The organism is Pseudoalteromonas agarivorans (genome assembly GCF_024518735.1).
Taxonomy (GTDB): domain Bacteria; phylum Pseudomonadota; class Gammaproteobacteria; order Enterobacterales; family Alteromonadaceae; genus Pseudoalteromonas; species Pseudoalteromonas atlantica.
In genome coordinates, this window is record NZ_JANIGJ010000003.1 from 80,436 (window position 1) to 105,951 (window position 25,516).

Below are 25,516 nucleotides of genomic sequence, written 5' to 3' on the forward strand. Positions count from 1 at the left end.
CTTAAGCGGTTACAGCTGAACCGGCTTTTTTTGTAACTTACGCTGCAATGTGCGCCTATGCATATTGAGTTGCCGCGCAGTGGCCGACACATTACCGTTATTACTATGTAGCACTTGCTGAATATGCTCCCACTCTAAACGCTCTGGTGACATAACTGGTGTGGCAACATCACTAACATTTTGTGTATTTAAATCTGCGTTTAGGGCCTTTAATAGCGTGGCCATATCAACGGGTTTAGTAAGGTAGTCGTTAGCGCCTAAGCGCATGGCCTCTACAGCGGTGGCTATGCTTGCAAACCCTGTTAATAATACAATATACGCCTGCGGTAATAAGCTGCGAAGTGGCTTAATTAAGGCAAGGCCGTTATCGTCACCTAGTTTCATATCGAGCAAAATAAAATCTGGTAAGTGTTTATGTGCACTGAGTAATGCATCACTTTGGTTATGCGCAACTTCACAACTAAAGCCTTGTTTTGTTAAGCGCCGAGCAAGTGTACTGGCAAGGTTTATATCGTCTTCAATTATAAGTAATTTCATGAAAGTGATTGCTCATTATTTGCTATGGCTAATTTTACTTTAGCCACTGCCCCGCCACTAGCGTGATTATACAAAGTTAACGAGCCGTTTAGTCGCTCAAACGTTACATTAGAAAGTAAAACCGCAAGCCCCATACCTTGGCTGCTAGGCATAAGTTGCCCGCCAAGCTCTGCTAATTGTGATTGGCTAAAACCGCTACCAAAATCACGAATTAGCAAATACACACTTTCACTGTGTTGATTATCTTGCTGCCAGCTTAGCTCTAACTGGGTTTGGTTATTTTTTTGATTAGCAATGCATGCATTTTGTAGCAAATTGAGAATAGCAGGCAATAGCATTGCATCACTTTTTAAGGTGACTGCTATTGGCTCACTTAACCAATTAATGTGCTGATCAGGGTATTGCAGTAATAATGTATCGGTGATCTGCTTTTGTAGCTGGTTTACTGTAATGTGCTCGGTGGTATTTTTATTACGAAGCTGAGCAGAGAGCTTTCTAAAGTCATTTAATTGCCTAGCACATTGCTTGAGCGGTGTTTGCATTTGCACAACGACAGGGTTATTTGGCTGATCTTCTAAAAGCTCTTCAAATAGTAATTGTAAGTTAGCGATAGGACTGGCTAGTTGATGGGTTATTTGCGCAGCTGCGCCATCTAGGGTTACCAGTTGCTCGTTGCGCAATTGCTGCTCGCGAGCTTTAGCTATTGTGCGCTCTCGCTCCTTTAATGCTCGGCTCATAGCACCAATAACCAAAGCGATAACGCTTGCACTTAAAACAAAGTTAACCCACATGCCTATAAAATGCCCGCTCATATTCATTTGATGCATACTGTGATCGGGCATCCTAATGAGTAAAAAGCTATAAGCGGCAATTGCCAGTACGGCGATATAAGCCAAGCCTTTTTCACGAAGGGTGACCGCTGCAATCATGATAGGTAGCAATAATAGCGATACAAACGCATTGGTTGCGCCGCCACTTAATGAGAGCAAAATAGTTAAAAACAGGACATCCGCAGTGAGCTGCATTAACATCCCTATAGGGCGCGCTTGGCTAACATTTCGATAGGCGAATACGCTTACTAATTGAAATATCGCCTCTATAGCTATTACCACTAATAAAGGGAGTAGCGCTATTTGGTGTTCTAATAAAAAATACACGCTTAGTACAGCAATTAACTGCACAGCAATAGCACCACTTCGCAGCATTAAAAGGCGACTAATGGTCGGGTCGGTTTGCATAAACAAGATGTGATATACCTATAAAATTTAATACGTTAAAAAGTTAATCTTCATCCATTGATATAGTAAACAGCGCGCACGGGGTCCCTTGATGAAACACCATTTTCCATTGTTCATTACTTCTACGCCAAAGCGACATACGTAAGGAGTAATTAAACTCACTTCGGGCTGAGCGCCTATAAGCGGCTTGGTAACTAATTTGCGCGACATCATCGCTAAGCATTCGCCCTTTAAAGTGCTGATTATAAAACTGCGGAACAACCTCGGTAGGTAAACGTGTGAGTACGTGCTGCTTATCAAATACGGTGCCATTAGCTGCAATTTCAATAAATTCATCATCAAGTAAGGCATTTAATGCATGGCTTGATTTACGAACATCAGGGTCGAGCAATTGTCGTTCGGCCTCAATCAAGTGATTAAACAACGACACTTTTATTTTATTGCTCATGGGCTTCCTTATTATGTATGCAATTGCCACGTGTTTGTGTGTTTATACGTTAGACGGGCAGTAATTAATAATATCGGCTTACTTTAATTCACTCAAGCTAACAGCTTGAACGCAGTGCCATAAACGCAAGCCACTTACGTTTAAGTAAAGCCGCAAAATCATGCACTATTCAATTATATGCTGTTTAACACATCGCTACGTATAGTTTTAATACTTGCTTACTCTTTAAACAAGCTTTACGTTAAATTGCCCACAATTACTATTATTTACGAGACAAAACAGGTTAATAACTTCTCTTAAAGGGCAATTTTTGATATAACTCACCCATTAGCAATACACGTCAGACCACCTTTTAAGAGAACACACTATGGCCTACGCACATATTACTGGTTGGGGTAAATGCATTCCACCAGCAAGCATTAGCAACGATGAAATTAGCGAAATAGTTGATACCAACGATGAGTGGATCACCACACGTACTGGTATTAAATCTCGTAGGGTTAGCCATGTTAGCACCGCAGAACTTGCAACCGTTGCCGCAAAGCACGCCATCGATTGTGCAGGGATTGACGCAAAAGATATCGATTTAGTTATTTTAGCAACGTGTACCCCTTCTACTGTAGTGGCCAATACCGCCTCTTTAGTACAAAAAAACATTGGTGCTACCGGCGCTGCAGCTATGGATACCAATGCTGCGTGTTCTGGTTTTTTATATGCCCTTCAGGCTGCTACCGCTCAAATTCAGGCGGGTATGATTAAAAAGGCCGTGGTTATTGCTGCAGAGCGCATGACCTGGTATGTAAACTGGGCACGCCGTGACAGCGCTGTATTATTTGGTGATGGCGCAGGCGCAGTAGTACTAGAAGCCGCAGAAACACCCGCTGGCCTGCTAGGTACTAAAACCGGTTGCGACAGTGAAGACAGAGACATTTTGCATATCACCAACTTTGGTAGTGATTTAAATAAATATGAGCCAATTGGCCCATCGGACTTACTATTTGAAGGCCGTGAAATATTCAAACGTGCCGTTAAAGGTATGAGCGAAGCGTGCGATGATGTATTAACACAAGCCAATCTAAGCCTTGATGACATAAACGTATTAGTGCCACATCAAGCTAATTTACGTATTATTCAAGCAATTCAGCATCGTTTAAAAGTGCCGGATGAAAAAGTAATGGTAAACATTGCTGACTACGGCAATACCTCAGCCGCCACGATTGCTATTGCGTTATGTGAAGCCGTAGAGCAAGGCTTAATTAAGCCGCATTCAAATATTATGTCGGCAGCGTTTGGCGCAGGTTTAACGTGGGCAGCAAGCTATATAAAATGGGGCGAGCGTGTTACGCCGATTAAAGTAAGTGATGCAACTTTGCCACCGTGTGAGCTAACAGGCCTTGAGCTTGTAGCCCGCGCAGTTAAAGCCTGCAAAGACGCTGAGCCTAACTAAACGTTTTTTAAAAGCACATAAAAATTAAACGCACTTTTTAGTGCGTTTTTGTTTTTTAGAAGAACAAACTCATGGAGCTAACTACATGGAACTATCTATATGGAACTATTAGGCATTCATCATGCTGCTGTTATTTGCAGTGATTACGCCCGCTCTAAGCACTTTTATAGTAACGTACTTAAACTTAAAGTTATTAACGAGCATTTTAGGGCCGCGCGTAATTCGTATAAATTAGATTTAGCGATGCCTGATGGCAGCCAAATAGAGTTATTTTCGTTTGATGGAGCACCTGCAAGACCAAGCTACCCAGAAGCGCAAGGCTTAAGGCATTTAGCATTTAAAGTTAAAAACGTTGCCCAAGCAAAGCAGTATTTAGAGTCACAAAATATAACTGTGGAAGAGATAAGAGTGGATGAAATAACCGGCAAAAAATTCACCTTTTTTGCCGATCCAGATAACTTACCGCTTGAGTTATACGAGGTATAACCCTCGTATAACAAGGTTTATTTAAAGCGGCTTTGCAAGTAATTAAATACCGCACGAATACCTAACGCTTCGCCGCCGGTTGGGCGCCCAGGTAAAGCACGTAAATTCCACGCCATTACATCAAAATGTACCCAGGGTGTGGTTGGCTCTACAAACTCTTTTAAATAAAGCGCCGCGGTAATTGCACCACCAAATGGTGTGCTGGCACAGTTTGCCATATCGGCTACATCGCTCTTTAAAAAGCTTTTGTACTGATCAAATAAAGGCAATTGCCATACAGGGTCGCTTACATCCATACCGGCATCAATAATACCATTTGCTACATCTCGCTCTGTTGAGAAAAAGCCCGGTAGCTCAGTACCTAAAGCAACACGGCAAGCACCGGTAAGGGTCGCAAAGTCAATAATTAGCTCAGGGTTATCGTTTTGTGCCTCGCTAAGCGCATCACACAATACTAAACGCCCTTCAGCATCGGTATTGTCTATTTCAACCATAATGCCTTTACGCGTTTTAATTACATCACCTGGGCGAAATGCATTTCGCGATACCGCGTTTTCAACCGCAGGCACTAAAACACGCAGTCTAATTGGTAAATTAGCCGCCATAATTAGCTGTGCTAAAGCAATAACGTGCGCAGCCCCGCCCATGTCTTTTTTCATGTTACGCATGCCCGAGCTTGGTTTTAAATCAAGCCCGCCAGAGTCAAAACATACCCCTTTACCAACTAAGGTAATAAGTGGTGCGTTTTCATCGCCCCATTTTAAATCAAGTAATCGCGGTTTGTTTTCGCTGGCGCGCCCGACCATGTGTATTGTCGGGTAATTTTGCTCAAGTAGCTCATCGCCAATCCACTGGGTAAATTCGCCGTTGTAATTATTGGCTAAATCTTCCATTACTTGCGATAAATGCTGCGGCATCATATCCACCGCAGGTGTGTTTACTAAATCACGCGCTAAATAAATGGCATCGGCTTGTTGCTTAATACGCTGATACAACGCTTCATCGGCAATGGCTAATTGTGCTTTGGCCGTTGGTTTTTCTTTATATTCACTAAATTCATAGCCGCCTAACACAAAACCAAGCGCGACTTGCTCTATAAAGGCATCTTCGCCTTGAATTTGATACGTGCCCAGCGGTAATTTATTGGCAAGCTCGCCTGCGGCCCAAAAATCATCTTGGCTTTGTAATAAACAATAAACGTGGCTTAGCTCACCGGTTTGCGCGTCAGGCACAAGCGCTAAACCTTGCTTTTCAAAGCCGCTATTTGTTAACCATGTTTGGATAAAAGCCGGTTGTTGTGATTGCCAGTCAGTTAACTCGTTTTTAAGAATAAAAGATAAAGGAATACCAGAAGAAGTATGACGAAGTAATGCACTCATTGAAAAGCTCATATAATAAAAAATGGTAGCTCAAAGCATACCAATAAGACCGGCTAAAAGGTATAGCTAATTTTAGCCAGCTTTATTCTTTATTTGGCGCTTTAGTGTGTTGTTTTAAATCCTCTTTAACTATTTCGGCGTCTAGCTCTTTAACTGGTTTATTAATGTTAAACGAGCTAGGCAACACATCTACACCTACCATTCTACCTAGCTTTACAACCAATGGAATAGTAATAGGGGCAAACGGCAGTACGGCAAATACACCTAAGCCAAGCCCTTTTAAAATATCTACAAACTGCTCATTAGCACGCTTTAACTCTTCTTTGCTGGTTTGCCCTTGCGTGTAACGCCTATAAATGGTGAGCATTTCTATGGTTTCTTGCCTTTCTTGCGCAAGAGCAATTTTTAGCGCCACCATTGCACGACGAAAGCGAAGCTGTTGGCGCTTTTTACTAATTTTAACTACCCGCCAAGGCGCACGGTGAATAACTTTATATAATCGCATACCCTTTATTTTCACACATAAAGGGTTTTACACAAGAATAATTTACTTAATACGCCCTATACTTTACTCTTTTGCACCATAACAGTGCTCACAAGCTCATTTTTATGCAAAGCAAACAAATAATAGTACTCCCCAAACCCCAAAAACCACAGCCTGATGAATGCTGCGGCGGAGGTAGCTGTAGCCCTTGCGTGTGGGACGAATACAGACAAAAATATCGCGACTGGCAAGCGCAAAACACACCACCCGCCTCACCAAAAGAAACAAGTTGATAACATCCACCCACCCACTTCGCGCATTAAATCTTCGTAAAAGCGTTAAAATCGCACTTTATTAGTTCAAATTAGTTACATACTGCACCATTGTTGCAAATATATTTTATTTTGAACTTTTTGTTATTAAAGAGTTAATTATTAATTGCCCTGAAAGTTTTTTATGTATAGGCTGTACACAGGACTTCACATGAGGTGGGCTTTTAGCTTTAAGAAGTCGAGTAGGTTGACTCTTTATCCCCATGTGAACACGTCCAAAATTATAAATAAGTAATGTTAATTACTGCATTACGTACAAAATATATTCTAACTGGGGAAAATTAGAATGAAACTTAAAAGCAATGCGCTAAATCAAGCAATTAAATTTGCATTAGCAACAACAACCACCGCAGGTTTGTTTATTTCAGGTTCTGCTGTTGCAGCAGAAGAAAGCGAAACTAAAGTTAATAAAAACGTTGAAAAAATTGCCGTAGTGGGTACTCGCTCAGCGCCACGCTCTATTGGTGATTCACCGGTTCCTATTGATATTATTGGCGGTGAAGAGCTAGAAAAGTCTGGTAACACAGACATGCTAGAGCTACTTAAAGGCTCTGTTCCTTCTTTTAATGTTCACCAAAACCCAATCAGTGATGCTGCATCACTAGTACGCCCAGCTAACTTACGTGGCTTACCTTCAGACAGCACATTAATCCTTTTAAACGGTAAACGCCGTCACCGTGCTTCTGTTATTGCATTTTTAGGTGGTGGTATTAACGATGGTGCACAAGGCGCTGATATTTCAGTTATTCCTAGCATTGCACTTAAGCAAGTAGAAGTACTACGTGATGGTGCAGCAGCACAATACGGCTCAGATGCAATCGCAGGTGTAATGAACTTCCAACTTAAAGATGCCTCTGAAGGCGGTAAACTTGAAGTACGCCATGGTCAATACTACGAAGGCGACGGTGATACCACACAGATATCGGGTAACGTAGGCTTACCATTTACTGACAACGGTTTTGCTAACTTAAGTTTTCAATATAAAACAGCAGATGCAACAAGTCGCTCAGAGCAACGCCCTGATGCAGCTGCGCTTTCTGCTGCAGGTGTACCAGAAGTGTCTTCGCTTGCGCAAGTTTGGGGTGCCCCAGAGGTTGATGACGACATTTCAATTTTTGGTAACTTTGGTTTAGAACTAACAAACGACTCAGAATTTTATATGTTTGGTAACTACTCTGAGCGTGATGTACGTGGTGGTTTTTACTACCGTAACCCGCACACTCGCCCAGGTGTATACTCAAACGATGGCGGTGAAACACTGCTTGTTGCCGATTTAACAGAAGACATGAGCGGTAACTGTCCTACTATCGCAATTGATGACAACGTACTAGATAACCCAGACTACATTAGCGGTGTTGCTAATAACCCTGATTGTTTTGCATTTAACGAAACCATTCCTGGCGGTTTTACGCCTAACTTTGGTGGTAACATCACCGATACCTCTTTAACTATTGGTACAAAGGGTATGTTTACGGGTGGTTTCCTTAAAGATGCATTTTACGATTTAAGCGGTACGGTGGGTTTAAACGAATCTCGCTACTTTATTTACGACACGGTTAATGCGTCGTTAGGTGCAGACAGCCCACGTGATTTTAGCCCAGGTAAATATGAGCAACTAGAGAAAAACTTTAACTTTGACCTTTCTAAAGGCTTTGATTTTGACCTAGCGTACGATGTAAATATTGCCGGTGGTTTAGAATGGCACGAAGAAACATTTACTGTAATTTCGGGTGATGAAGCATCATTCACTGCAGGTCCTTTAACTGAGCAAGGTTTTGGTATTGGCTCTAATGGTTTCCCTGGTTTCAAACCTTCTGATGCAGGCGAATATACACGCCGTAACTACGCAGCTTATGTAGATATTGAAGCACCATTTACAGAAGAATTCTTAATGGGCCTTGCGGTACGTTTTGAAGATTACGACAGCTTTGGTACAACAACAAACTACAAAGTAATGGCGCAGTACCACGTAACTGAAGATCTAAATATTCGTGGCTCAGTAAGCACAGGTTTCCGTGCTCCAACAGTTGGCCAAGCGAACGTAAGTAACGTACAAACAAACTTAAGTGATGGTGTATTACAAGATTCAGCACTTTTACCACCAACAAACCCAATTGCAGTGCAATTAGGTGGTACAGAGCTTGAACCAGAAGAATCGCAAAGCTACACATTAGGTGCGGTTTACACTATTGGTGATTTATTTGTAACACTTGATTACTACAACATTGAAGTTGATGACCGTATCAGCCAATCTGAAAAAATTGTACTTAGCCAAGATGATAAAGACACGTTAGAAGCAGCAGGCGTACCAAATGCGCAAAGCTATGCACAAGTAAGCTTTTTCACAAATGACTTTGATACAACAACGCAAGGTATTGACTTAGTAGCAAACTACACCGCTGACATGCTAGGCGGAAGCTCTACATTTAGCCTTGCTTACAACTGGAATGAAACTGAGGTAACTAAGTTCAGCGACATTACCGGTGAGTTTAAAGTTAAGCGTTTAGAAGAAGATTTACCTAACCACCGTGCAACGCTTACTTGGGCACAGCAGTGGGAATCTTTTTCAATGTTTACCCGTGCTAATTACTATGGCGAATACCAAGGTGTTCACGTAGATTACGATGCAACAGCAAAAACAGCTGACGCAGCCGTGACCATTGACGCTGAAATAACGTACTTCTTAAATGAGTCTATTAGCTTCTCGGTAGGTGCACAAAACATCTTTGACCAAGACGCTGAAAAACTTGATTTTGAAGACCGTACGGGTATACCTAACAATAACTGGGGTGGCCAATACTACGAAACATCTCCATACGGTATTAACGGTGGCTTCTACTACGCGAAAGCAACCTATACTTTCTAATATTTTTTCATGATAAACCAAGGCGAAATGTTAAGACATTTCGCCTTTTTTATTTTATATTAATTAAAAAACAATAATGCCTCATCATGCTAATTAAAAAAGCCAATCAATTACTACAAGAAAATAAACTCAAAGAAGCCGAGTTTCATTTTAAAGCAATTTTAAATAGTAACCCGCAAAGCGGCGAAGCATTATTTGGTTTAGGCAGGATAGCACTTAGGTTAGAGCGCTTTGATGCAGCGGTATACTTATTACAAAAAGCATGCGAACGTTTACCCCATATGCTTGAGCCACTGCACGCCCTTGCCGATGCATTTAACGGTGTTAATTCCCCTAATGATGCGCTTAAAGTACTCGAATATGCTAAAAGCCTCGCAAGCCATAACCCAGAGCCTCATTATTATTTAGCTCAGCATTATTTAAGCTACGGCGAATTAGACAAAGCACACACCACATTTGCGCATGCGCTAAGCATGGGGCTATACCCCGTAACTGCCTATATTTTATTTGAACTAGTACAATTAGGCCGTTTCAATAAAGAACATAATTATGTGAGCAACCTGCACCACTTTTTAACGCAAACGAATAACGTGCGTTTAAAAATGGTGTGTTACTACGCGTTAGGTAAAAGCTACGACAAACTAGAAGATACAGAGCAAGCATTTAACTACTATGTGCTTGCCAACAAACTTCAAAAAAAGCTTACTCACTTTAAAACCAGTGACTTAGTGCCTTTTTATGAAACAATCATAACGCATAATACACAACAGCTAATTGCATCTGCCGATCACACTTTTACCGGCACTATTACGCCCGTGTTTATTATTGGTATGCCCCGCAGCGGCTCAACCTTACTTGAGCAAATGATGGCCTGCCACTCACAGTTTGCTACATTAGGTGAAAACACCAGTATCGCTAACCAAGTGGTGGCGTTTATAGAGCAGCAAACGCAAACCCCTTACCCGCAATGCTTAAGCGCACTTAGTAACGATTTAATCGCAAAAGCTCGCAATATTTATATTGAGGAATTAAAAAAAGCACAGCCTGTACGCCCTTTCATTATTAATAAGCTACCGAGTAACTATCAGTCTATTGGCTTAATTTACTTGCTGTTCCCTAATGCTAAATTTATTAATTTAAGTAGAGATTTTAACGCCACTGCTTTTTCGGTGTTCAGTAACTACTTTGCCGAAAATGAGCCGTACTTTTGTGATTTAAAAGAATTTAAACTTTACCATGCGTTGTATGCAAAATTAATGGACCATTGGCGCAGCCTGCCCTCATTACCGCTATACGATATTCATTATGAGCAAATAGTTGCCAAGCCTGAGTCGCAGCTAAGTGCTTTATTTTCGTTTTTAGGGTGTGAGTATGAACCGCAATGCTTAGCATTTTATAAGCGTAAGGCTGCCGTTAGCACATTAAGCAAACAAGCCATTAGGCAGCCAATTAATACACAGGCACTCGCGCATTGGGAGCGCTATAAAACACCGCTTTTAAAACAATTTGAATGAGCCTAATTGCCTAACTGTGCTCGTTAAACCAGCTTACAACATCTTTAAATTGCTCATCCCGTGCCTGAGGGTGAGTAAGCATATTAATATGATCGTAATCCACACTATGACCATGGCGCTTGCCATAAATTTTAAGGGTTTGTTTTCCAGGTCCGGACTCTGCCATAAACTTTTTAATATCAATAGGCTGCGCAAGAGCCTTATCGTTTACAGCGCCAATATGTAGTGTAGGAGGCACCTGCACTTTAGCTAAGGCTTTTGCATAGTCAAAACCATCATCGCTATCTATCCATGGCCTTTTTTTAGCCCACTGCATGCTTTGATAATGCGACTTTTGCGATTCGTTATCGCTGCCCCACTTATAGCCTTTAGCGTTTAAGTATCCCTGTTTTTTAGCCAATATGGGCGCCATAAAGTACCAAATTACATTTGCTTGTAGTAACTTTTTAGGGTGATTGTTAAACAAAGAGCGTTTAGAGCCAAAATAAGCACACGCTTTAACCTCTTTTAAATACTCAGGAAAACGTGCAAAAACGCTATTCATTAAAACGCCCCCCCAAGAGTGAGCAACCCAATAGTCTGGCTTTTTACCCTCAAATTGTTCAATGTAATTAATAAAGGCGGGGATATCTTCTACTATTGCCTCTGTTTGACCATATTTAGCCTGCGGCGAAATAAGCGGCTTGCTCTCTCCACGCCCGCGCAGGTCTGCTACATAACAGCAGTAGCCTTGCTCAGCCAAATAAGGGGCTAACCCTTTATTGCTATGAGTATAAAAAATTTTGCCATTTTCTACTGCGCCGTGCATAAAAAACACCACGGGGCCCGCTTGCTTGTCGTTTGCTATACGGCGTAAATGTAGTGTTTGCTGATTGCCTAGTTGAACAAAATGGGAGTGCTGTGTAATTGCCACAAATTTTCCTTTATTATTTTTAGCCACTCATCCTACCAGTACCACTGTTAATTCTAAAGTAAATGGTTGCACTTTTTAGTGGGGCATTTGATACAATTGCGCCATTATTTAATTGCTAAATTAATGCTATGAAATCAAAACAAGTCTCTAACAAGCTCCACCCACGCAACCAACATTTACATGGCTACGATTTAGACCTGCTATGCGATAAGCACGATGCGTTAACCCCTTTCATCATCGTCACCCCTGCGGGGAGTAAGAGCATTGATTTTACCAATAACACAGCAGTAAAAACGCTTAATCAAGCGCTTTTAAAAGCGCATTATAAAATAGATTTTTGGGATATTCCTGAGCATAACCTATGCCCCCCTATTCCTGGTCGCGTTGATTACATTCATTACTTGGCAGACTTATTAAGCGACGACAACCAACAAAATATTCCAACTGGCAGGCAAATTAAGGTGCTCGATATTGGCACAGGGGCCAATTTGGTCTACCCATTAACGGGTAATCATGAATACAACTGGCACTTTACTGGTAGCGACATCGATGTAAATTCAATAAAAATAGCGAAACAAATCGCCCAATTTAATGGTTTAAAAATAACCCTTAAACACCAAAAAAACGCATCATCTATTTTTGAAAACATTATAAATCAAAAAGATTTATTTCATTTAACCCTGTGTAACCCCCCGTTTCACGCAAGCGCAGAAGAGGCCAATAAAGGGTCGCAGCGCAAATGGAAAAACTTAGGGAAATCACCTAAAAACACCCTTAATTTTGGCGGGCAAAATAATGAGCTATGGTGCGAGGGCGGCGAAGCACAGTTTATTAGCAATATGATTGCTCAAAGTGAGCAATTTGCAGAGCAAGTAATATGGTTTACCTCCTTGGTTTCAAAAAAAGAAACGCTTAAAGTGTTAGAAAATAAATTAAGCACCCTCCCTATTGCCGAATATAAAATTATAGACATGGCACAAGGACAAAAAGTAAGTCGCTTTATTGCCTGGAGTTATTTTGATAAAGCCACCCGTGAACAAATTTTTGAAGAGCTTGTTTAAACCCATAAAAAACAAAAAAGCCTGTAGTACTTAATAAAGGAATAACCACCATGATAGATTTTCGCTCAGACACGGTTACTAAACCCTCAAAAGCCATGCGCGATGTAATGTATAGCGCGCCAGTAGGCGATGATGTGTACGGGGATGATTCTAGCGTAAACCAACTAGAAGCCTATGCATGTGAGCGTTTTAGCTTTGAAGCCGCACTTTATTGTAGCTCTGGCACGCAAGCTAATTTACTTGCGCTTATGGCCCATTGCGAACGCGGAGATGAATATATTTGCGGGCAAAATGCCCATAACTATAAATTTGAAGGCGGTGGCGCTGCAGTATTAGGCTCTATTCAACCACAACCGATTGAGAATGAACCCGATGGCAGCCTCTGCTTTGATAAAATTGCCGCCGCAATAAAACCAGATGATAGCCATTTTGCTAACACCCGCTTACTTAGCCTTGAAAACACCATAGGCGGAAAAGTACTCCCCCTTAGCTACTTAGCCAAAGCACGTCATTTTGTAAATGAGCACTCGTTGGCTCTGCACTTAGATGGCGCACGTGCGTTTAATGCAGCGGTTGAATTAAACGTTGATATTACAGATATTACCCAGCACTTTGACTCTGTTTCAATTTGCTTATCAAAAGGGCTAGGTGCTCCCGTTGGCTCGCTATTACTAGGCACAAGGCGCTTATCACAAAAGCACGGCGCTGGAGAAAAGTACTCGGTGGTGGCATGCGCCAAGCAGGAATGCTGGCAGCCGCGGGGCAATACGCACTTGAAAATAACGTCTCTCGCTTAAAAGACGATCACGCTAATGCGCGTTATTTAGCAAGTAAGCTTAACGAACTCAATGGGTTTAGCGTTGATATGAGTAACACCACTAACATGGTGTATGCGCGCTATTCAAGTGAGTTAAATATAGCGCATATTAGCGAGCAATTAGCACAACAAGGCATATTAATCAGCCCAAGCAAACAGCTTAGGCTAGTCACTCATCTTGATATAAACAAAGATGATATAGATACTTTTATACGAGCCTTAGCGGCCCATATTTAACTCAGCCTTATAGTGCTTGCGACACACCGACACATAACGGTCGTTGCCGCCAATTTCTACTTGGTTACCATCGGCAATAGCATTGCCGTTTTCATCTGTACGCAACACATGATTGGCTTTACGGCCGCAATGGCACACTGTTTTAAGCTCAACCAGTTTATCGGCCCATGCTAGCAAGTACTGAGAGCCAATAAATAACTCACCTCTAAAGTCGCTTCGCAGGCCATAACACAATACCGGAATACCAAGTTCGTCAACCACATCGGTCAGCTGCATAACTTGCTCTTTAGATAAAAACTGGCATTCGTCAACCAATACACAGTGGCGCTTTTTTTCGTTTTGCAGATTTTGGATCAGCTCAAAAACATTTTTTGACGAATCAAATATATGCGCATCAGCTTGCAGCCCGATACGAGACGATACTTTTCCTACACCAGAGCGGTTATCAATTGCAGCCGTTAAAATAACTGGCTCCATACCGCGTTCACGATAGTTAAACGCAGATTGTAATAAGGTGGTTGATTTACCCGCATTCATCGCAGAGTAGTAAAAGTATAATTGAGCCATTGCCGTGCCTTAAGATAAAAAGTGCGCTTATGCTACCTTAATATGCGATTAATACCAATTTCATATCGCTATTTTAGTTAATAAGCGCTTTGATTTTCTTATTACTCAACAGCTTGCAAATATTTTATATAAATTTGTGCACTATCAAAGCGCGCTAACCACTGCCATATCTCTTTACTAAGCTGGCTATTTTGCTGGTAAAACTGCTTTGAAAAAATTAAATAACCGTCGGTTGTTTCATAAGGTGGGAAAAGGGGTTTTACATCGCTCCCTTTATGTTGATAGCTCGACACTTTTAAGTCATCTACTTGGCATAAATCAACACTTGCCTGTACCACTCCTTTATCAAGTAATTCAAATGCTTTGTCTTTTGAAAAAGTATTATGGATGTAAAAAGGCTCTTCTTTTAGCGCGCTGTTTAAGCCATAGCCATTAGGAATGGCGATAGTAAACGCTTTATTTTGAAATACTTCACGTGTTTGCCAATGTTTATGAAAACGAGCCCGCCCTATTAAGCAGCTACTAAAACGACTCACTGCAAATTTTTCTAGCAACACCCCTTTTTCGTTTGTAGGGTACACAGCGAAACGTTCACGCCCATCACGATAGCTGGCAATAACGGCATTAACACGGTTGAGCTCTAAATCGTTTAGGCATCTGCGCCATGGTTTTCTAACAAATGAAATAGCCACATTGGGTATGTCGGCATCCAGTTGCTTTAAAATTTCAATTGAGGCGCCAGGGTTATCTATAGGTACCTCTTGCCCAATGCCCAAAAACATAGGTGCAACGTCTTTATCTTCGTAGCAAAATATAAGCGTTTGAGGGTTAGCAAACACCGCTGAAGAAAACATCAAACCAAATATAAATAAATAATTTAAGCTGCTGATACTCATAATAATTTTTATTAGTAAATAATGTAAATTGTAGCTTGTGATAACAAAGCTGCCAGTGCTGTTACAGTTAAATTATCCCTTCATGCTTTAGTAGCCAACTTTTTCTCTCAAGGCCACCAGCGTACCCAGTAAGCTTTGAGTTTGCACCAATAATTCGATGGCATGGCACAATAATACTGATGGGGTTTTTGCCATTTGCAGCCCCGACTGCTCTTACCGCCTTAGGGTTATTTAATTGTTTAGCTATATCGCCGTAGGTCATGGTTTTGCCAAAAGGGACGCTGAGCAAGGCTTGCCACACACCATTTTGAAAAGGCGTACCTTGCGTATCTAATGGCACATTAAAGGTTTTGCGCTGACCATTAAAGTATTCGTTTAATTGCTTTACGCAGATTAAAACCGCTTCATTTGTTACTTGCTCAACAGGTGTATGGGTGTAGTGTGTTTTTGGGTAAAAACCAACATAGCTCACCCCGTTTTCAGTCGCTTGAATAATAACATCGTCAATCGGGCTCGAAATTGCGGTCTGTATAATCATGAAAGTTGCTGCCATAGTTGAAACGTTAAGTACGAGCGAAATGGAGCGCTCAGCTCTGGGTTAAATTGCTTAGCATTGATCAGCGCCTTTTTTACCCCGAGATCGCCGGCTAATAGTATATCTGGGTTACTTTGCCCGCGCAGTTTAGCGTAGTTAACAGTCCATGGGCCTATGCCTTTTATATCGAGCCAATTATCCAAAACCCTGTTATCGGGGTTATCAGCGCAGTACTTAGATAAATTTTTTAATGCATTTTTGCGCGATTGCGGCATTTTAAAAAATTCAAAGTCGCATGTCGCTAAATCCTCAGGCTGTGGAAAATACACTTTATCTGCGTGTTTATCGCCTCGCTCTGCGACCAGCTTTGTTACTAAAGTGTGCGCTGCCCCCACGCTAACTTGTTGGCCCAATACAGCGCGGATCCCCGCTTCAAAGCTTGACCATATTCCAGGTAAGCGTAGCCCTTCACTTAATGTAAATGCCCCATTAATACTGTTTTTTAAGTGGCTTTCAATAGGGTTTATATCGGCATCTACATCAAGTACACGGCGTATATTATTAATTACTTTTTGTAAGTGCTCGGTATTATTTATTACTATTTCAACTTTAAAATGGTTATGTTGCGCCTTAAAGTGCGCATTAAAATAACCTACCGCCCCTTTTAGCTTAAATGTTCGCCCGTAACTGGTTGGGGTTATCCACTCCATAGGCTCTATTAACCGCTTTGACAAAAAGCTGTGCAAAGCCTGCCAATTGTAAGGAGGTCTAAAAGGGAGAGTTAATACAATCACTGGGGTTGCCTCTTTTTTTGATTTTCTGAGCTTTGATGGCGCTATATTTAATTGTTGTAAAAAAGCATCGTTAAAACGTCGCACACTTTTAAACCCAGCGGCAAATGCAATATCGGTTATAGGTAATGTGGTCTCTTGAATGAGCTTTTTAGCAAACTGACATTGGTTAAATAACCGATACTGAGTAACAGACACACCAAAGTGCTGATTAAATATGCGTCGCAAATATCGACTGGTAATACCCAAACGAGTAGCTAGCATTTCGCAATTACAGCTGTCACCTAAATCAATTAACTGCTTAGCTCTGAGCGCTGTTGTTTTTACCCCTTGCCAAGCAGCGCTGCCCGGAGCACTATCGGGCCTGCAGCGTATGCACGGTCTAAAGCCTGCTTGCGCTGCGTTATGCGCATATTGATAATACACCACATTTTTTTCTTGAGCGGTGGGCGCGGGGCAAATTGGCCGGCAATAAATGCCGGTGCTTTTTACCGCAACGTAAAATAAGCCATCAAATCGTGCATCGCGGCTTTGCCGTGCTTTTTGCCAATACTGATTATTCATGTAGGGTCTTAATCAATAAAACGTACCTTAGCATAACAATTTTTAAAGCAGATACTGGCCGTTTTCGGCACTCATCTGCTTTTAAAAAAGTATTATACCAACCCACTTAATTAAGCGTTTTAGTATCACTATTGCTCTGTAAAATCGAGCAAGTCTTGGCCTGCTAGGCGGTAGATTATCCATTCGTTTTGGGCTTTTGCCCCAATGCTATTATAAAAATCTATAGCGGGTTGATTCCAATCCAGTACTACCCACTCAAAGCGTCCACAGTCGTTTTTTATAGCTTTATTAGCAAGGTGTTTCATTATTTGTTTGCCCGCACCATTGCCACGGCTATCGGGGCTTACGTATAAATCTTCCAGATATAAGCCATTTTTACCCAGCCAGGTAGAGTAATTATAAAAATACACCGCAAAGCCAATAGGCTCATCATCTTCAAGGCAAATAACACTGTGTGCTGTTGCCCCCTCACTAAACAACGTTTTTATAATTGCCTGCTCATCTGTTTTTACTGCATCGGGTTCTTTTTCGTAAATGGCCAGTTCGGTAATAAACTGTAAAATGGTTGGCGCATCGCTTTTTTTAGCGTCGCGTATTTCTATTTGCTTACTCATGTTATTAATCCTAAAAGTACTGCTCTATTTTTTCTTTTAAAATATCAAGCTGAATGGGTTTAGTTAAGTAGTCATCCATACCGGCATTAATACAACGCTCTTTATCTGAGTCCATTGCATTGGCGGTTAGGGCAATTATTTTTATTGCTTTGTGCTCATCCCCTGCCATACCGTCTCTTATATTAGCCGTGGCGTCAAAGCCATCCATTACCGGCATTTGGCAATCCATTAACACTAAATCAAAATACCCTTCGTTATGCTCGCTTAAGGTATTTATGGCTTCTTGACCATTTTGCGCCAGTATTACTTCGCAATTTAGCTTTTTAAGCATCAGTGTAGAAACATGCTGATTAACAGGGTTATCCTCAACTAATAAGATTTTTGCAGGTGTGTCTGATTTTTCTTTTCTGAGTGACGAAATATACCCTGGGGTCACCAAAGGAAGGGGCTCGGTGCTGTCTGAACTTGTAATAACCGATAACGCAGAAATTAAATCGGCGGTTGTAACCGGCTTAGGAAAATAAGCCTGAAAACCAATTTTTGAGTAGCGCTGAGCGCCTTCCATACCTGCAATACTGGTCATCATTACTAATGGCATGGCTTTATAGTCATCATGTGCTTTAAGCACTTTACACAGCTCCATTCCATCCATTTCTGGCATTTGCATGTCTAGCACGGCAATATCAAACATAGGCTGATCATTTTCTATGCGCTGTGCACATAGTTCAAGCGCCTGTTTTGCACTACTAGCAAGCGTAACATTGGCCCCCCAATGCCCTAATTGCTGAGAGATAACTAAGCGGTTTGCCTCGTTATCATCAACCACTAATACATTTAACGAACTCATATTTATATTAGGGATGGTACGTTCTTTTTCGATGCCTTCAGCCACTTTCATGGTTGCAGTAAATTCGCTGCCTTTGCCAGGTTCGCTCGCCAGTGAAATTTTACCATTCATTAGCTCACATAACTGTTTACATATTGCAAGCCCCAGCCCCGTACCTCCGTATTCTCGCGTGGTTGATGCATCCACTTGCGAAAAAGGGGTAAATAATTGCTGTTGTTTTGCTTCGGTTATGCCTATTCCTGAGTCTTTTACTTTTATATTTAGCAGTAGGTCTTGGTCGGTTTTTTCTATAGATGCGCTCACCACCACTTCACCCTGACTGGTAAATTTAACCGCATTACTAATTAAGTTGGTTACCACTTGGCGTATGCGCCCGGGGTCGCCCATTAAATGTGAAGGCTCCAAGGAGACTAAATCTAAAATAATCTCAATGCCTTTTTCTTGTGCGGTAAAGGCCTGTGCCTCGGCTATTTCGCCAATTAAGTCGCGCGCATTAAAATGTATATGCTCAAGCTCAACTTTGCCTGCTTCCGCCTTAGAAAAATCTAAAATATCGTTAATAACGCCAAGTAAAGAATGAGCACTGCTTTTAGCAATAGCGACCTTTTTTTCTATTGGTTTACTTAATGGTTCTAACTCTACCAGCTCTAACATGCCTAATACGCCATTCATCGGTGTACGAATTTCGTGGCTCATGGTTGCTAAAAACTGACTTTTTGCTATAGCAGCATCTTGTGCTTGCACTAAAGCAACCTTTAGCTTTTCAGCGGTTTCTTTACGCTTTTGCGAGACCAAGGTACTACCGACTAACGTAGCCAAAGAGCGCAAATAGGTTTCTTCGCTTTGCGTCCAAGTGTGCTTAACCCCTACAGTTTCTGCGCATAAAATACCTAAATTTCCATCGCCAGATGAAATAACCGCATCCAGCATCGATTGAATATTTAATGGTTGAGTATAACTTTGCGTAAATTCAATGGTTGCCTTATGCGTATATACATCTTCAATTGCCACTAGGTTTTGCTCAAAAATAGCCTCATAGTAACTTGGAAAATCAACCTTTTTAAGAACGCCGTCAAAATCTACAAATCCATCTTGTCGAGTATATAAACCATGGCACGCCATTTCGTCGCACTGTTTGTTAAATATCCAAATAGAGGCACGCTCAACATTTAATACCTCTACCATCGACTTTATCGTCAGCTTTTTAACTTGCGCAACGTCGCTATTTTGTACCTCAGGCGAAACCGTTAATGACGCTAAATTTTTGTTATAGGCGTTTGCTTTTTCGCTTTCTAACTCTAGGCGTTTATGTGCATCAATACTTTGGAACGAGCCAAAGACACGCACACATTTACCGTCTTTAAATTCCGCCTGCCCCATCGACTTAACCCAGCGCTCTTTACCGGTATAAGTTAAAATTATCAGCTCAACACTCCAGCTTTCGCCTAAAGTCACCGCACATTCAAACAACGTACTAATTTTATCGCGGTGCTCTCCTGGCTTATAAAAATTAATGGCAGTATCAATGCTAGGTTCAAACCCGTCGGGAACTTCGTGTATTACTTTTACTTCGTCTGACCAATACATGGTTTGGTTTTCAAGGTTTATTTCCCATGCACCAATTTGGCCTTGTTTACTCATTGCCTCAAGCAGGTTTTGTTGGCGGGTAATTTCTACTTGAGTATTATGGCGCTCAGTAATGTCTAAAATAAAGCCATCTAAATAAAGAACTTCGTTGTCATCGCCATAAATTGCTTGGCCTTTTTCGTGTACCCAACGAATACTGCCATCATTTCTTTTTACTCTGTATTCAATAGACCAAGGCAGTTTTTGTGCAATACAGGTACTTACTTGCAGCTCAACATCTTGATCGCCATCGTGAATAATAGCGGCAAAGCTTAGTGTTTTATTATTGATAAAGTCATCAGGCGTATAGCCTGTTATGTCTTTTACTTGGTCACTCATGTACAACATAGTCCACGCTTTATCGAACTTACATCGATAAATAACCCCCGGAATATTTTCCACCAAAGAAGCAAAGCGATCGCGGCTATACTGTAGCTCTGACTCTATTTGCTTGCGCTCGGTAATATCTAAATGTGTTCCAATCATACGACGAGGCGACCCATCTAGGTTCCAGTCGACTACTTTTGCAGTATCGAGTACCCAAACCCAGTGGCCATCTTTGTGTTTCATTCGCGCTTCGCTGACATAGTAATCAGTGTCACCATTAAAGTGCGCTTTTAGCTTTTGCTCTGAAATAACCAAATCATCGGGGTGTGCAAACTTATACCAAGTATTAATAGTGGTAGGTTCTAACTCGCTGAGTTTATAGCCTATTATTTCTGCCCAGCGATTATTAAAAGTCACTTTGCTGGTATCTATAAACCAATCCCATATTCCTACGGCGGTGGTATCTATGACTAACTGAAGTTGGGTTTTGTGCTGCTCAAGTTCAAGCTCTTGTAATTTTAATGGCGTGACATCAGTACGAATGGCTATATAGCTTTGCGGTTTACCGTGCTCATCAAAAAATGGCGCTATGGTGGTGTCTACCCAATAAAAGCCACCATGTTTTGCTTTATTACATATTTGGCCGTTCCATACTTCACCCCGTTTAAGGGTTTTATACATGCTTTTAAAAAAGCTTTTGTCGTGCCTTCCTGAGTTAAGTAAACGGTGATTTTGGCCTATAAGCTCATGTTCTTCATAGCCGCTAATTTCACAAAACTTCTTATTTACAAAAGTGATAGTGCCCGCTAAATCTGTTACCGCTACAATGGCATGCTCATCGAGGGCACTTTTTTGCTCATCCAATTGTTTAAACGCAGTTTGCAAAGCAGAGCGCTGCTTTTGCAATATGCTCTGCTGCTCTTCTTTAAATGCCACCATTTTTTGAAGATCTACTGATAACCTATTTAACTCGAGACTATCAGTTAAAGTAGGCACCTTTACTTTCTCGCCATCGGTAATTCGGGCCATTACGGAGGTAAGCTGAATTAAAGGCTTAGATAAGCGCCGACTAAACCACCACGCTGCGCATAAAATGAGAAGTAAAGAAACTGCATTTGTAAAAATAGCCAGCTGCTTATAATAAGTAGAGTCTTTGAGCATAATGTGCAAAGGTTTTGCTGCTAAAAGTTGCCACCCTTGCACACCTAAAAAATTTAAATCACTAATATATGCATGGTATGTCGTGCCGTTGGCACTGGCGTAATCAAACACTTGCTTACTGGTGAGGGCCGTTTGCGAAAAAACAGGCGCCTCATCTGCATTTGTTACTGAAGAGCGCTCTATTTTATTATTATGTAGTACAAAAAAACTCACTTCGTTGTGCATGTTGTGAATGGTGTTTAAGCTTTTTAAAAGGCCATTAATATTGACTTCTGTGAGAATTACCCCCTCTAGTTGTTGCGCCGAATTAAGCAAAGGCATAGCCACAATATTAAACTGTTTGCCATTTAACATAACAGAGCCAAAAGCGGCTGGCGTTGAGGTATTAACCGAATTTATAAGCGTACCAAGCTCACCTTTGTTTATCTGCCCGTAAGGCGAGATAATGGGCTGCTTAAGCGCCGATGCAGCTATAATTTCTATACTATTTACAAAGTCATATTGATTAACAAAATGATTTATTAATTTGCTTTGTTCAAGCGGGAAGTTAGAAAGCTGATTTTTAAAGGTATATAAATCAGTAAGGTGATCATCAAACCATAAATTAGCAAACTCTGATGCGATAGAGCTTAATTCATGAAGCTCTGCATTTGCATTTTTTTGCAAGGTATTATTAACGTGCTGTAAGCTAAACCAGGTCAGCAAGCAAAGTGGAACAATAGCAATAACTAAAAAAGTAATGATCAGCTTACTACGCACAGACTGAGCTGTGCCATTTAGCAGCCCATACTTTTTTCCTTCAACCATGCTATATATCCAACAACTGTAATTGTATTATTTATTACCTATATTAATGCACTAAAACCTAAAAGACGCAAGTTTTAGCCCGTAAAGCGTTTAAAATACATCACATAATTACAGTTTAAACATCAATAAGTTGCAATTAAAATTTACACGCAAAAATAAGCAATAACGCAAACCGTGCATTTTTTAATTTTTAGCTGGTGTTTATTTCATTATTATAAAAATTAAAGCGCATTACTCATACGAACTTTTACTGACTTAAAGCCACTAAATTTTTAAACGTTATTTAAGGGCCTAAAGCTTGGCGTGTTGTTCGCGGTTTTATATACAGGAGTTTGCTTACACAAAGGGTCACATTTTAAAAATTGATAAACACCTGTTCTATCACTTACAATTGCTGTAACTGCTTATTATAGAGATTACTTTTGAAAATCTGGTTACGTCGAATTCACTTATACCTTGCCTTACTAAGTGGCCTTTTTTTGTTAATACTCAGTATTAGCGGCGCCATTTTACTTTATGCAAATGACATACAATATTATATTCAGCCCGACAAATGGCAGGTAGAACCACAAACCAAAACGCTTAGCCACGCAGAGTTAATCCGCGCAGTACAGCAGCAAACAGATAAAAAAATCACCCGCTTTATGCCCCTTAGTAACCCTAATGCCAGCTGGCAATTTAGATTAGGTGATGGCAGCAACGCCAGTGTGAACCCGTATACAGGCAAAGTAATTTTTCAATACCAAACAAATGACACGCTGTATGGTTTTACCCTTGCTTTGCATCGCTGGCTATTATTTGAAACAGTCTCTGGTGAAAAACCGCTAAAAAATGTGGTCTCTGTATGCGCCCTATTATTAATAATAAATGTGTTAGTGGGTTTTTATTTATGGGTAAAGCCTAAAAACCGCCTAAAACGACTGGCGATTAAACCTAAAGCCAAATTTAAAGTACTTATGTATCAGCTACACACCGTGATGGGTGTTTATGTTTTATTACCGCTATTGCTTATAGCCTTTACAGGTATCACCTTTAATTGGAAAAGCGCGACCAAAACATTAGTAGAAACCGTGGCATTTTCTCAAGTACAAAATAGGCCTAAAGCGCCAAAAGTGATAGCAAAATCAACAGCAAGTATTAACTACGACCAAGCAATAAATAAAGCCCTTGATGTATTTCCTGAGGGGGTTTTGTATCGTATTTACTTACCTAAAAAACACAATGACCCAATCGCTTTACGCCTGCAAAACCCAGGAGAAAGCCATGCTTATAGCTGGGTGTGGGTAAATCCATACAATGCTAAAGTGCTTAGCGCGTATGATGCCAGTAAAGCAAATGCAGTCACCCATGTATGGAACTTTAAATATGTGTTTCATACTGGCGCATTTGCAGGGCCGATTGTAAAATTTGTATGGCTTTTATTATCACTGTCGTTAGCATTTTTTATACTCAGTGGTGTTTATTTATGGTGCAAACGGCACAAGTGGGTATAGCATTACCCGTTAAATGAAAATGCAAAACTGTACATAAACCAAGCAATAACGCAAATTTAAATAAGAATCAAAACCAATTGTAAATTAATGATTTTTATAGAAAAACTTGCAAAACACGCAAATTTAACTACACTGTGCACAATTAAAATAGTTAAGGTGATTTATCATGAAAGGTAATCAAAAAGTAATCGATGCATTTAATACTTTGTTAGCCAATGAGTTAGCCGCAATTGACCAGTATTTTATTCATTCACGCATGTATGATGACTGGGGTTTAGATAAATTATATGTACGCCTTAACCATGAAATGGAAGAAGAAAAAGATCATGCTGATTGGCTAATAAAACGCATCTTATTCCTAGAAGGCGTGCCTAACATGACTAAACGCCGTGACCTTTTAATTGGTAACGATGTAAAAAGCATGATGCAAAACGACTTAACATTGGAGCTTGAAGTAGTTGCATGTGTTAAAGAGGTAATTGCTATTTGTGAAGAGCAGCAAGATTATCAGTCTCGCGAAGTGTTAGAAAAGCTATTATTTGATACCGAAGAAGATCACGTTTATTGGTTAGAGCAACAACTTGGTCTAATTGATAAAATTGGTACGCAAAATTACCACCAAGCACAAATGGGCGAGTAAGGAGCATAAAGTATGAAAGGCGATAAAGACGTTATAGCAGCTTTAAATAAAGTACTCGCTAATGAGCTTGTGGGTATTAACCAATACTTTTTGCATGCCCGCATGTTTAAAGATTTTGGTTTTAGCCAGCTTGATAAAGCAGACTACAAAGTTTCAATTCAAAAAATGAAAAACGCCGATCGTTTAATCGAACGTATTTTATTTTTAGAAGGCTTACCTAACTTACAAGACCTAGGCCGTTTACGCATTGGCGAAAACAGCGAAGAAATGATTGCCGCAAATATGAGCTTTGAGCTTGATACAATTGATGATTTGCGCAGTGCAATTAAATTAGCTGAAAACAAAAAAGATTATATTAGCCGTGAAGCACTCGACAATATTTTGAACGAGCAGGAAGAACAAATTGACTGGCTAGAAACCCAGCAACTACTTATTCAAAATACAGGGCTTGAAAATTACTTACAGTCTCAACTGTAAGGTAAATTTAGGTCATAAAAAAAGCAGCTTTATAAGCTGCTTTTTTTGTATCTGAATTTTGTAATAACGAATTAAGCGACTTGATCGGTAATATCTGCAATCTCAATAAGTTTGCGATTTAGGATCTTTTTAGTACAACAACAACACTTACCGCATTGGCTGCCTACTTTAAGCTCTTTAGTTAATTCACGCATGGTAGTTGCACCATCGTCAATTGTTTGCTCAATTTTTTTATCAGTCACCCCGTGACAAAGACAAATATACATGAATACAAACTACTCTCAATTTCATTTAGTAGGTGCATATTAATCTAAACAATAATGGTTATCAATTGTTTGTGGAATAAAAATTAGTTATTTTTCAAAAAATTGATCAGTGCCACTTAAATCGAGAATTCACGGCGCGTTGAGAA

General features: G+C 40.6%; 22 protein-coding genes and 1 pseudogene. 10 read left to right on the forward strand and 13 right to left on the reverse strand.

The window, feature by feature from the left end:
* Positions 1-9: 9 nt before the first annotated feature.
* Genes NQT65_RS07035 through NQT65_RS07045 form a run of 3 tightly spaced genes read right to left on the reverse strand, consistent with a single transcriptional unit; the run spans position 10 to position 2,223 of the window.
* Positions 10-537 carry a response regulator transcription factor gene (locus tag NQT65_RS07035; protein ID WP_256850796.1) on the reverse strand — a complete coding sequence of 176 codons (528 nt, stop codon included), beginning with the start codon at positions 535-537 and terminating at the stop codon, positions 10-12.
* Positions 534-1,775 (reverse strand): ATP-binding protein, encoded by a 1,242-nt coding sequence (locus NQT65_RS07040; protein WP_256850952.1) that lies wholly within the window; start codon positions 1,773-1,775, stop codon positions 534-536. The genes NQT65_RS07035 and NQT65_RS07040 overlap by 4 nt, the downstream gene beginning before the upstream one ends.
* A 43-nt stretch (positions 1,776-1,818) precedes the next feature.
* Entirely contained in the window at positions 1,819-2,223 is a 405-nt protein-coding gene (locus NQT65_RS07045; protein ID WP_256850797.1) for a nuclear transport factor 2 family protein, read from the reverse strand.
* Positions 2,224-2,590: 367 nt separating this feature from the next.
* On the opposite strand from NQT65_RS07045, the gene NQT65_RS07050 reads away from it, so the two are divergent.
* Positions 2,591-3,670, forward strand: coding sequence for a ketoacyl-ACP synthase III (locus NQT65_RS07050; RefSeq protein ID WP_256850798.1), 1,080 nt, complete (start codon positions 2,591-2,593; stop codon positions 3,668-3,670).
* A gap of 99 nt (positions 3,671-3,769) precedes the next feature.
* The gene (gene gloA2, locus NQT65_RS07055; RefSeq protein ID WP_024031947.1) at positions 3,770-4,156 is read left to right on the forward strand and encodes an SMU1112c/YaeR family gloxylase I-like metalloprotein; all 387 of its coding nucleotides are present in this window, start codon (positions 3,770-3,772) and stop codon (positions 4,154-4,156) included.
* Positions 4,157-4,173: 17 nt separating this feature from the next.
* Here the strand turns inward: gloA2 and NQT65_RS07060 are convergent, their stop codons facing one another.
* Complete coding sequence (locus tag NQT65_RS07060; RefSeq protein ID WP_256850799.1) at positions 4,174-5,535, reverse strand: leucyl aminopeptidase family protein; 1,362 nt, start codon at positions 5,533-5,535, stop codon at positions 4,174-4,176.
* An 82-nt stretch (positions 5,536-5,617) separates the two neighbouring features.
* Entirely contained in the window at positions 5,618-6,040 is a 423-nt protein-coding gene (locus NQT65_RS07065) for a hypothetical protein (protein WP_024031949.1), read from the reverse strand.
* A 104-nt stretch (positions 6,041-6,144) separates the two neighbouring features.
* Between NQT65_RS07065 and NQT65_RS07070 the strand changes: the two genes are divergently transcribed.
* From NQT65_RS07070 to NQT65_RS07080, 3 genes are all read left to right on the forward strand, one after another.
* Entirely contained in the window at positions 6,145-6,312 is a 168-nt protein-coding gene (locus tag NQT65_RS07070) for an oxidoreductase-like domain-containing protein (protein ID WP_126009090.1), read from the forward strand.
* Positions 6,313-6,637: 325 nt separating this feature from the next.
* Positions 6,638-9,217, forward strand: a complete 2,580-nt coding sequence (locus tag NQT65_RS07075; protein WP_024031950.1) for a TonB-dependent receptor plug domain-containing protein — start codon at positions 6,638-6,640, stop codon at positions 9,215-9,217.
* A gap of 86 nt (positions 9,218-9,303) precedes the next feature.
* A complete protein-coding gene (locus NQT65_RS07080; RefSeq protein WP_256850800.1) occupies positions 9,304-10,731 on the forward strand; it encodes a tetratricopeptide repeat-containing sulfotransferase family protein in 1,428 nt (475 codons plus the stop codon).
* Positions 10,732-10,741: 10 nt separating this feature from the next.
* Here NQT65_RS07080 and NQT65_RS07085 read toward each other — a convergent pair whose 3' ends face one another.
* On the reverse strand, positions 10,742-11,644 hold the full coding sequence (locus NQT65_RS07085; protein WP_054981806.1) for an alpha/beta fold hydrolase: 903 nt from the start codon (positions 11,642-11,644) through the stop codon (positions 10,742-10,744).
* Between the two features lie 128 nt (positions 11,645-11,772).
* Here NQT65_RS07085 and rlmF point away from each other — a divergent pair, with 128 nt between their 5' ends.
* Both rlmF and ltaE read left to right on the forward strand, forming a co-directional pair.
* Positions 11,773-12,705 carry a 23S rRNA (adenine(1618)-N(6))-methyltransferase RlmF gene (gene rlmF / locus NQT65_RS07090; protein ID WP_256850801.1) on the forward strand — a complete coding sequence of 311 codons (933 nt, stop codon included), beginning with the start codon at positions 11,773-11,775 and terminating at the stop codon, positions 12,703-12,705.
* 50 nt (positions 12,706-12,755) lie between these two features.
* Positions 12,756-13,759 (forward strand): annotated as a pseudogene (ltaE, locus tag NQT65_RS07095) (low-specificity L-threonine aldolase).
* On the opposite strand, the gene NQT65_RS07100 reads toward ltaE, so the two are convergent.
* The 6 genes from NQT65_RS07100 to NQT65_RS07125 all read right to left on the reverse strand — a co-directional run bounded on the left by NQT65_RS07100 (position 13,742) and on the right by NQT65_RS07125 (position 22,494).
* On the reverse strand, positions 13,742-14,326 hold the full coding sequence (locus NQT65_RS07100) for a thymidine kinase (RefSeq protein ID WP_024031955.1): 585 nt from the start codon (positions 14,324-14,326) through the stop codon (positions 13,742-13,744). The pseudogene ltaE and the gene NQT65_RS07100 overlap by 18 nt on opposite strands.
* Positions 14,327-14,427: 101 nt before the next feature.
* Positions 14,428-15,222: a transporter substrate-binding domain-containing protein gene (locus tag NQT65_RS07105; protein WP_256850802.1), complete on the reverse strand. Its 795-nt coding sequence runs from the start codon at positions 15,220-15,222 to the stop codon at positions 14,428-14,430.
* Positions 15,223-15,289: 67 nt separating this feature from the next.
* The gene (locus NQT65_RS07110; RefSeq protein WP_029774244.1) at positions 15,290-15,760 is read right to left on the reverse strand and encodes a methylated-DNA--[protein]-cysteine S-methyltransferase; all 471 of its coding nucleotides are present in this window, start codon (positions 15,758-15,760) and stop codon (positions 15,290-15,292) included.
* A complete protein-coding gene (locus NQT65_RS07115; RefSeq protein ID WP_054981802.1) occupies positions 15,757-17,112 on the reverse strand; it encodes a DNA-3-methyladenine glycosylase 2 family protein in 1,356 nt (451 codons plus the stop codon). Before NQT65_RS07115 ends, NQT65_RS07110 begins: the two co-directional genes overlap by 4 nt.
* A gap of 128 nt (positions 17,113-17,240) precedes the next feature.
* A complete protein-coding gene (locus tag NQT65_RS07120; RefSeq protein WP_256850803.1) occupies positions 17,241-17,726 on the reverse strand; it encodes a GNAT family N-acetyltransferase in 486 nt (161 codons plus the stop codon).
* A gap of 10 nt (positions 17,727-17,736) precedes the next feature.
* Positions 17,737-22,494: a PAS domain-containing protein gene (locus NQT65_RS07125; protein WP_256850804.1), complete on the reverse strand. Its 4,758-nt coding sequence runs from the start codon at positions 22,492-22,494 to the stop codon at positions 17,737-17,739.
* Positions 22,495-22,916: 422 nt separating this feature from the next.
* Between NQT65_RS07125 and NQT65_RS07130 the strand changes: the two genes are divergently transcribed.
* The 3 genes from NQT65_RS07130 (at position 22,917) to bfr (NQT65_RS07140) (ending at position 25,104) form a co-directional block, all read left to right on the forward strand.
* A complete protein-coding gene (locus NQT65_RS07130; protein WP_256850805.1) occupies positions 22,917-23,987 on the forward strand; it encodes a PepSY-associated TM helix domain-containing protein in 1,071 nt (356 codons plus the stop codon).
* Between the two features lie 166 nt (positions 23,988-24,153).
* Positions 24,154-24,627 carry a bacterioferritin gene (gene bfr / locus NQT65_RS07135; RefSeq protein WP_024031963.1) on the forward strand — a complete coding sequence of 158 codons (474 nt, stop codon included), beginning with the start codon at positions 24,154-24,156 and terminating at the stop codon, positions 24,625-24,627.
* A 12-nt stretch (positions 24,628-24,639) separates the two neighbouring features.
* Positions 24,640-25,104 carry a bacterioferritin gene (gene bfr / locus NQT65_RS07140; RefSeq protein WP_004588793.1) on the forward strand — a complete coding sequence of 155 codons (465 nt, stop codon included), beginning with the start codon at positions 24,640-24,642 and terminating at the stop codon, positions 25,102-25,104.
* A gap of 71 nt (positions 25,105-25,175) precedes the next feature.
* Here bfr (NQT65_RS07140) and NQT65_RS07145 read toward each other — a convergent pair whose 3' ends face one another.
* On the reverse strand, positions 25,176-25,370 hold the full coding sequence (locus NQT65_RS07145) for a (2Fe-2S)-binding protein (protein WP_004588794.1): 195 nt from the start codon (positions 25,368-25,370) through the stop codon (positions 25,176-25,178).
* Positions 25,371-25,516: the final 146 nt, after the last annotated feature.